6 protein-coding genes are annotated in these 8,844 nt (G+C 62.5%); 3 read left to right on the forward strand and 3 right to left on the reverse strand.

Going from position 1 to position 8,844, the window contains the following annotated elements; all coding sequences use genetic code 11:
* Positions 1–55: 55 nt before the first annotated feature.
* Positions 56–1,276, forward strand: coding sequence for a rhamnogalacturonan acetylesterase (locus BGP00_RS07425; RefSeq protein WP_292693949.1), 1,221 nt, complete (start codon positions 56–58; stop codon positions 1,274–1,276).
* Positions 1,277–1,344: 68 nt separating this feature from the next.
* Here BGP00_RS07425 and BGP00_RS07430 read toward each other — a convergent pair whose 3' ends face one another.
* Entirely contained in the window at positions 1,345–4,275 is a 2,931-nt protein-coding gene (locus BGP00_RS07430) for a TonB-dependent receptor (RefSeq protein ID WP_246870285.1), read from the reverse strand.
* A 257-nt stretch (positions 4,276–4,532) separates the two neighbouring features.
* Between BGP00_RS07430 and BGP00_RS07435 the strand changes: the two genes are divergently transcribed.
* Positions 4,533–5,315 carry an IclR family transcriptional regulator gene (locus BGP00_RS07435; protein ID WP_246870286.1) on the forward strand — a complete coding sequence of 261 codons (783 nt, stop codon included), beginning with the start codon at positions 4,533–4,535 and terminating at the stop codon, positions 5,313–5,315.
* Here the strand turns inward: BGP00_RS07435 and BGP00_RS07440 are convergent.
* Both BGP00_RS07440 and BGP00_RS07445 read right to left on the reverse strand, forming a co-directional pair.
* Positions 5,312–6,694, reverse strand: a complete 1,383-nt coding sequence (locus BGP00_RS07440; RefSeq protein WP_292693944.1) for a glycoside hydrolase family 28 protein — start codon at positions 6,692–6,694, stop codon at positions 5,312–5,314. The two genes, BGP00_RS07435 and BGP00_RS07440, sit on opposite strands and share 4 nt — an antisense overlap.
* Before the next feature lie 64 nt (positions 6,695–6,758).
* Positions 6,759–7,514 carry an FCD domain-containing protein gene (locus tag BGP00_RS07445; RefSeq protein WP_292693941.1) on the reverse strand — a complete coding sequence of 252 codons (756 nt, stop codon included), beginning with the start codon at positions 7,512–7,514 and terminating at the stop codon, positions 6,759–6,761.
* Positions 7,515–7,641: 127 nt separating this feature from the next.
* On the opposite strand from BGP00_RS07445, the gene manD reads away from it, so the two are divergent.
* A partial coding sequence (gene manD / locus BGP00_RS07450) for a D-mannonate dehydratase ManD (RefSeq protein ID WP_292925729.1) occupies positions 7,642–8,844 on the forward strand: 1,203 nt, incomplete at its 3' end.

An 8,844-nucleotide genomic window follows, 5' to 3' on the forward strand; every position in this document is an offset into this window, starting at 1 on the left:
GTGAGAATAGATTTCACATATAGAAAATCAAGATGGGTTAGGAGATGTTTGTTCCATGGCACGTTTATCCCTGCTTCTGGCTGCAATGGGCGCCAGCGCGATGCCCCCTGTGGCTCACGCGCAAACCGCGCGCGTATGGCGCCTCGATGGTCCGGCACGCAGCGGGGAAAGCGCGATTGCGCCCGGCACGCCCTATGCCCCCGGTGTCGGCGGCTATGAGAGCGATGGCGCCCTCTCCCTGCCTCTGCCCGAGGGCAATTGGCGCATCACGCTCGATCTGGGCAGCGACAAAAGCGCAGGCCAAACGACGGTCAAGGCCGAGAACCGCCGCCTGATGGTGCTGAACGCCGCAACCGCGCGGGGGCAAAGCGTGACGCGGCGCTTTATTGTCCATGTTCACAATGCGGGCCTTGGCGCGGTGCCGGAAAATGCGCCGGGAGGCGACCACGTCCGCCTGCGCCCCGATCAGGCATCTCAGCGCAATTGGGATGACCGGCTGACGCTGGAATTCCTCGGCACGCCCGCCGTGCGATCCGTCACGATTGAACCCGCGCAGGGGCCGACCATCTTCCTCGTCGGCGATTCCATGGTGGCCGACCATCCGCGCGAACCCACGGCCAGTTGGGGCCAGATCCTGCCGCTGATGCTGGATGATACGGTGGCGGTGGCCAATTATGCCGAAAGCGGGGCGACGCTCAAATCCTTCCTCGCCGACCTGCGGCTGGACAAGGTGCTGAGCCTCATTAAACCGGGCGATTACCTGTTCATCCAGTTCGGCCATAATGACCAGAAGGCGCAATGGCCCCAGACCTATGCCGAGGCGGGCACGACCTATCGCGCCTACCTCAACGCCTATATCGCCGAGGCGCGGCGGCGCGGGGCCAACCCGGTACTGGTCACCAGTCCGGAGCGGCGCAACTTTGATGCGCGCGGGCGGATCATCCCCTCGCTGGGCGATTATCCGGCGGTGATGCGGGAGATGGCGGCGCAGATGCACATCCCCCTGATCGACCTCAACCGCGCCAGCATCACCCTTTACGAAGCGCTGAAGCCGGATCGCGCGCCCGCGATGTTCAATGACGAAGGCCGCGATAAAACGCATTATAATGCCTGGGGCGCCTGGATGAGCGCGCGCGTCATCGCCGATGGCATCCGCGCCGCTATTCCTGCTCTGGCCCCGCATATCACTTCGGCCCCTTTCGATCCGGCCCGCCCGGAAAATGTCGCCATCCCGCCCAGTGCGCTGGTTTCTTCGCAACGCCCGCTGGGGAACTAAAAAAAGGGCCGCCGGATGCCTCGTCCGGCGGCCCCGAAACACGCGGGGGAGCGTGTAGGGAGGAACTGTTAGAACTTGGCGTTGACGCCCACGGTGATCGTGCGGCCGGTGCGGGTGTTGAACAAAGGATCCTGACGGCCGCTGTCGATATAAAGCGTGTTATGCTCGTCGGTCAGGTTCTGGCCTTCGATGGTGAACTTGATGTCCTTCATCAGATTGTAGCTGAACGAAGCGTCCACAAAGGTGGTCGCGCTGTTGCCCAGAATGTCGCTGTCATTCGCGCCCGAGGGGATCTGGCGGATGAAGGGGCCGCGATAGTTGATCGTGCCGCGAATGCTGAACTTGCGGTTTTCATAATAGAGCGTCCCACTGGCCGTATCGGGCGACATGTTGACCAGATTGGCCGTGGTCGAAAGCGTGGCCGCGCCACCGCTCGATTGCAGCACGTAATTCACCTTGGACGAGACATGGGTGTAATTGGCCAGCAGGCCAAAGTCCTTGGCAAAGCCGCGCAGGAAGGTGAAGGGCAGTTGCAGATTGACCTCGACCCCATTGAGCGGTCCGCCCTTGGTGTTGACCGAGCGCGTCACGGTGAACAGATCGGTCGGTTGCGTGCCCGCCGCGGTCAGCAGCGAATTGGGCAGGCCCAGCGTGTTATAGGGCACAAGGCTGCTGACCGACTGGATATAGGTGCTGATATCCTTGTGGAAATAGGCAACCGAGAGCAACGAACCGGGGCGGAAATACCATTCCAGCGCAGCGTCATAGGTGCTCGCGCGGATCGGATCGAGATAGGGGTTGCCGATGGTGGCCGTGCGCGTGACGGCATTGACCGACCCGCCCGAGGGCAGCACGCCCAGTTCGGGGCGGCTCATCACCTTGGCGGCGGAAAGGCGGCCCAGCAGGTGCGGCGTGAATTCCAGCACCAGATTGGCCGAGGGCAGCCAGTCGCTGTACGAACGATCGACAATCGCCGGGATCGCCACCGTGGGATAGGCCGATCCAGCCGCAGCGGTGGTGGGAATATAGCCGACCGTGTGCTGGGACGTGTTGACGAAGCGCACGCCCACGTCGCCCCGGATCGGGATCGGCAGCGTGTCAGGCAGGTTGAACTGGCCCATCAGGAAGGCCGACTTTTCCTCTTCGCGCACTTCGGGCGAGCCATTGCCGCATTCCACGCCGCAGAAGGTGAAATTGTTGAAGCCGACCGTCTGCTTCCACTTGTCAATATCGGTGGCGAGGAAGCTGGGCAGTGCGCCCGGGATCAGCAGATTGTTGAGGCCCGTGATCTGATAGGTGAAATCGGCCACCGAGGCCCCGGCGGGCAGCGCCGTGGTCGCCTGATTGGCCGGGGCCACGCCCAGCACGCGGTTCCTGAACGCGCTCTGGCGATATTGCAGCCCGCCCTTGATCTTGAAGGCGTCGCTGAATTCATAGGTGGAATTGGCCTCGAACGTATAATTGTCGGTCGTCACCTTCCAGTTGCGCGTGTTGAAATTGCCCAGCACAGTGCCGTCGGCGCGGCCGGGCGCATAATTGAAATTGGCAGGGTTCGCCACGTCGATGCCATATTTCATGACCGGGATCGAACCGCCGCCACGAAAATCAATGCCAAATCCGGGCGTGTCGATCGCGTCCAGATTGACCGTCAGACGCTCGGGATTGTCAAAGATCGACTTGGAATAGCCCGCCATAATGTCGATGGTCAGATGGTCGGTGAACTTGTGGTGGATATTCAGATTGGCCTGACCGAAAGTGGTGGTGAATTTGTCGCGCAGGCTTTCCGAGCGCAGGTCCACCCCGTTGAACAGGCCATAGAGCAGCGAACCATTGGGCTTGACCGACAGATCGACCACCGAGGTCATCGGCTGCCCGTTGTTGCTGGCATTGCGGGCAAAGGAGAGCGCATCGATGTAATTGTCCCAACGCGTGACCTTATAACGCGAGAACAGCGCGTCGAAGGTGATTTCGGTATTGTCGTCGGGCTTCCATTGCAGGGCCAGCGAGCCACCCATGCGCTCGGCATCCTGGCGCGAATTGAGATAGCGCGGGATGCGCGGCAGGAACACGCCGCCGCCCGCCTGACCCGAAGGGCCGGTCATCGACTGGATCAGATTATAGGCCGCCGTGCTGCCTGTGCGGGGATTGCCGGTCGAGCAATTGGCCGCATCCGTGCCCTTGGCCGCATTGGTGGCCGGGTTCTGCGGGGCATAGCCGATGGGCGAACAGAAGCCGCCATTCACATAGGTGGGCAGAATGTTGACTGCCGAATAGCCCACTTCGCGGATGTTGCGATGGCTGTAGCTGGCCGTGGCGAGCACGCCGAAAGTGCCCTCCTCATTTTGCTTGGACAACAGCACCGAGATGCGCGGATCAAGCTTTTTGCTCACCTCGTTCCACACGCCCTTGGCCGAAATGGTGGCGACAAAGCTCTTCTTGAAATCCAGCGGATGCGGGGCCTTCAGGTCCACCGTCGCGCCCAGCGAGCCTTCCTCGACATCGGCCGAGGGCGTCTTGCGCACGGCCAGTTCGGAGAAGATTTCGGTCGGGAAGACGTTGAAGTCAAAGCTGCGACCCGTGTTGCCCGCGCCGTAAATGTCGGAGGAGCCGGTTTGCGCGGTGCCTTCCATGCCGTTCAGGCGGACGCGGGTGAAGCCCGGCCCGAGGCCGCGCACCGAGATGTTCTTGCCCTCGCCGCCATCGCCGCGGGCCAGTGCGATGCCCGGCACGCGCTGCATGGATTCGGCAAGGTTTGAGTCGGGAAACTTGCCGACGTCCTCGGCCTTGATCGTGTCGATGGCGGCGGCCGACGCGCGCTTTTCATTCAGTGCAGCGGCCAGCGAGGTACGGAACCCGGTGACGATGATCGTCTGCTCGTCGCCCTTGGCAGGCGCGGGCGTCGCGGGTGCCTGAGCCTGCGCCCCGGCGGCAAGCCCCGCCACGATGATCGCCAGCCCCGAAGCCGCCAGACGCAATTGTGCTGCTGAAATCTGCCCCAAAGTACCCTCCATAATCCCATTTGCGGGCCTTGCCTCGGCTTGCCGCTGATGCAGCGCCGGGCTTCCCGTTAGGGCGATGGATAAGTCCGATATATGGGCACGTCAATGCATATATTGCACGATAATTTCACATTGCGGGATTGTTGCGTGAATTCTCACGGAAATCCGCCCCTGTTGTATTTTGCACACACCGCGCGGGCGTTTCACATTGCGCACACATCCATTGCTTTCGCGGCAAAAGGATCTAAAAGCAGTCCATGGCCGACGACGACACCCAGGAAACCACCCCGGACAGCAACACCGTAAAGGGTGCGCAAACGTTGATGCGCGCGCTCGACATTCTGGACGAGGTGATCGACGGGCCGATCCGCGCGGTCGATCTGGCGCGCAAGCTGGGCATGAACCGCACCACCGCGCATCGTCTGGCCCATGCGCTGCGTACGCGCGACTATCTGGCCGTGACGCCCGATGGTTTTGCGCTGGGGCCCAAACTGCTGCAACTGGGCGTACTGGCCAGCGAGCAGACCGATTATGTCCGCATCGCCCGCCCCCGCATGGAGGCGCTTTCGGCCCAGACCGGCTTTTGCGTCTTCATCGGCAATCGCGAGGGCAACTGGTCGCGCCATCTCGAACGCGTGACCGGGCGCCAGCGGCTGCGCGTGGCCACCGCGCCGGGCGACCGCCGCCCGATCGCCGAGACCGGCCTTGGCAAGGCGCTGATGCTGGATGACAGCGAGGCGAGCTGGAAAAAGCTTTGGAAACAGGCCCATTCCGACAGCGGCACCGAGGCCGATCTGGACGATTTCCTGAAGCGGATGCGCGGATACAAGGAAGAAGGCCTTGTGCGCCATGACAGCGAATTGGGCGATGGCGTGCGCTCCATCGCCGCCCCGGTACGCAATGCGCGCGGCGCGATTTGCGTTGCCATCAGCATCGCCAGCGCCGCCCATTATCTGACCGATGACATCGCCGGAGAGCTGGCCGACAAGGTCAAGCAATGCGCCGACGATGTCAGCGCGGCGATTGGCTGGCGGCCCTAACCTTCGGAAAAACCGGCAACATTGTCGAGCGTGGTCCCGGCCGCGCCGCCAATGGCAATGTCGGACAGCGTAACATCGCGCACCGGCGCCTCGCGCTCGGCCTTGATGTTCACGCGAAAGCCAGCGCTCGCCACCTTGATCCCCGAAACATGCACGCCCTCAATCGGCGTCAACCGGCGCTGATAGGTGGGCAGCAGCGTGCGCCACTGATAAAGCACATCGGTCTCGATCGAGAGCACCCCGCCCTTGATCGGCCCGGCGACGATATTCGTCATATGGATCCCGCGCACAAATCCGCCGCGCCGCTCATTGGTCTTGATATAGAGCAGATTGTTGAAATCGCTGTTGGTTTCGCCCCGTGCTTCCTGAAACACGCGGCATTGATCGACCCAGACATTCTCCACCCCGCCCGACAATTCGCTGCCGATGGCCATCAACTGATGCCCATTGCGCACATGGCATCGCCGCACGACAATGTTGCGCGCAGGCGTGGCCAGGCGCCACGCATCATCCTCCCGCCCCGATTTGACGGAGACGGCATCGTCGCCCTGGTCGAAGCGGCAATCCTCGATCAACACGTTCTGGCTCATTTCGGGGTCGCAGCCGTCATTGTTATGCCCCCGCGCGCGGATATTGGCGCGGCGCAGCACGACATCGCGCGAGAGATAGAGATGGACGGTCCAGAAAGGACTGTTTTCAATCGAAACATCCTCGATCAACGCATGACGGCAGCGGTTGAACTGGATGAATTGCGGGCGCAGATGGGCCTCGCCCTTGGTCATGTCGCGCTGATTGGTCAGAACGCCCGCGCGCGCCATCTGGTAAAGCGCGATCAGAGCGTCGAGATGCGCCTTGGGCCGCCCCGCCCATTGCTGCCACACATCCATGCGCGCCTGCACCTTGCCGTGCCCGGAGATGGCAATGTTTTCGCAGTCATAGGCATAGATCAGCGGGGCGTAATTCATGCATTCCACCCCCTCCCAACTGCTGGGCACCGGCGGCAGATAATCGGCCGGATCGGGCGAAAAGAGCAGCACAGCCCCCTCCTCCAGATGCAGATCGACATGGCTGAGCAGGCGGATGCCGCCCACATCCCACGTCCCGGCGGGAACGACAACACGCCCGCCCCGCGCCTTGCTGGCCGCCGCAATGGCATGGGCTATGGCCCGTGTGTTGCGGCGGCGATCCTCTGGCCGCGCGCCGAAACGGGTGATCGGAAAGCGCGGCGCCGACGTGAAATCCGGCACCGTAATCGGCTCCATCGGAAACGGCGCCTTGATGCTCACCTGCTCCATGCGCAGCGCGGGGGCCGCAGCCCCGGTCAGCAAAGGCGCCAAGGCCAGCCCCGCGATGGCTTCACGCCGGTTGGGATGCGTCACGAATCCTCCGATATATGGAATTATTATCCATATATCGTACAATCACCCCGCCCGAATGCAACGCTCAACTGGTAGCTTTGGTATATCGATCCCTGCGCGCTTGAGATGCGCGGCGTGCTTCGGCGATGGCCTTTTCCTCGGTGGCGAAGAGGAGGCTGTCGAGGACGCTGGCCAGGTGGCTGCGCATGGCTGCGCGGGCGGCGGCGGGGTCGCGGGCGCGCAGCGCTTCGAGCACGGCGGTGTGCTCTTCGACCACGGGCTTGATGTTGGCGCTGCGGGCCTTTTCGTGCAGCAGCGCGCTTTCGGGCGAATCCGCGCGCAAGGACCAGAGCCGCTCGACCGCCTCGGCCACGGCCGCGTTGCGCGTGGCCCGCGCGATGGCGAGGTGGAAGGCGCGGTCGGCCTTTTCCGTGCCATGCGGATTGCTGTTCTCGCTCTCGATCTCCTCGACCAATGCGGCCAGTTCTGCCAGACCTTCCTCGGTGATCGTGGTCGCGGCCAGAGCGGCGGCCTCGCCTTCAAACAACAGGCGCGCCTCGGTCAGTTCGAAGGCGGAAATGTTGAAGCCGGGGATGTCGCCCTTGCCGGGCAGGCGCCGCACATAGGCGCCCGAACCCACGCGCACCTCGACCAGACCCTGTACCTCCAGCGCGATCACCGCCTCGCGCACGGTGGGGCGCGAGACGTTGAATTGCGCGGACAATTCGCGTTCGGCCGGCAGGCGGTCGCCCACTTCATAGCGGCCGCTGACAAGTTCATCCATCAAACGCCGCGCAAGGTCCTGATAGAGGCGCTCTTGTGCGGGACTGGTATCGTTCATTGAGGTCACCTTCCGCGAAATGGCCTTACCGCTTAATTAGAAATTGACAGGCCAACTTAAATTGGTCAAGAGTCTTCTCTAGCACAAGCAGACCAATTCGGGAACAGATCCCCGTGAGGACCAACCCATGAAAATCACCTCCGCCCGCGTCATCGTCACCTGCCCGGGTCGCAACTTTGTCACGCTCAAGATCGAAACCGATCAGGGCGTCTACGGCATTGGCGACGCGACGCTCAACGGCCGCGAAAAGGCGGTTGTCTCCTATCTGGAAGACCATGTGATTCCGTGCCTTATCGGCATGGACCCGCGCAATTCCGAGGACATCTGGCAATATCTCTATCGCGGGGCGTACTGGCGCCGCGGGCCGGTCACGATGCGCGCGATTGCCGCCGTGGACGTCGCCTTGTGGGACATCAAGGCCAAGATGGCGGGCATGCCTTTGTACCAGCTTCTGGGCGGGCGCAGCCGCGATGGCGTGATGGTCTATGGTCATGCCAATGGCTCCGACATTGCCGAGACGGTTGATGCGGTTGGTCAGTATATCGACATGGGCTATAAGGCGATCCGCGCGCAGACCGGCGTGCCGGGCATCAAGGATGCCTACGGCGTGGGCCGGGGCAAGCTGTATTATGAACCGGCCGATGCGGCGCTGCCCTCGGTGACGGGTTGGGACACGCGCAAGGCGCTGAATTACGTGCCGAAACTGTTTGAAAAGCTGCGCGAGACCTATGGTTTCGACCACCATCTGCTGCATGACGGCCACCACCGTTACAGCCCCACCGAGGCCGCGCAACTGGGCAAGGCTTTGGAGCCTTACTCGCTGTTCTGGCTCGAGGATGTGACGCCTGCGGAAAATCAGGAAGCCTTCAAGCTGATCCGCCAGCACACTACGACCCCGCTGGCCGTGGGCGAGATTTTCAACACGATCTGGGACGCCAAGGACCTGATCCAGAACCAGCTCATCGACTATATCCGCGCCACCATCGTGGGCGCGGGCGGCATCACCCATCTGCGCCGCATCGCGGACCTTGCCAGCTTATATCAGGTCCGCACCGGCTGCCACGGCGCCACCGACCTCTCGCCCGTGACCATGGGCACCGCGCTGCATTTCGACACCTGGGTGCCAAATTTCGGCATTCAGGAGTACATGCGCCACACGCCCGAAACCGACGAGGTTTTCCCCCACGATTACACTTTCGATGCGGGCATGCTCTATGTCGGCGACACACCGGGCCATGGCGTCGACATCGACGAAACCCTCGCCGCCAAGTATCCTTACAAGCCCGCATACCTCCCCGTCGCAAGGCTCGAAGATGGTACCATGTGGAAT

Origin of the sequence: Novosphingobium sp. 63-713, assembly GCF_001898925.1 — a bacterium.
Classification (GTDB): domain Bacteria; phylum Pseudomonadota; class Alphaproteobacteria; order Sphingomonadales; family Sphingomonadaceae; genus Novosphingobium.

Excerpts from the sequence above, each read along its gene's own strand:
- BGP00_RS07425 (WP_292693949.1), top strand. The coding sequence starts at position 56 with ATGGCACGTTTATCCCTGCTTCTGGCTGCAATGGGCGCCAGCGCGATG.
- BGP00_RS07435 (WP_246870286.1), top strand. The coding sequence starts at position 4,533 with ATGGCCGACGACGACACCCAGGAAACCACCCCGGACAGCAACACCGTA.
- BGP00_RS07445 (WP_292693941.1), bottom strand. The coding sequence starts at position 7,514 with ATGAACGATACCAGTCCCGCACAAGAGCGCCTCTATCAGGACCTTGCG.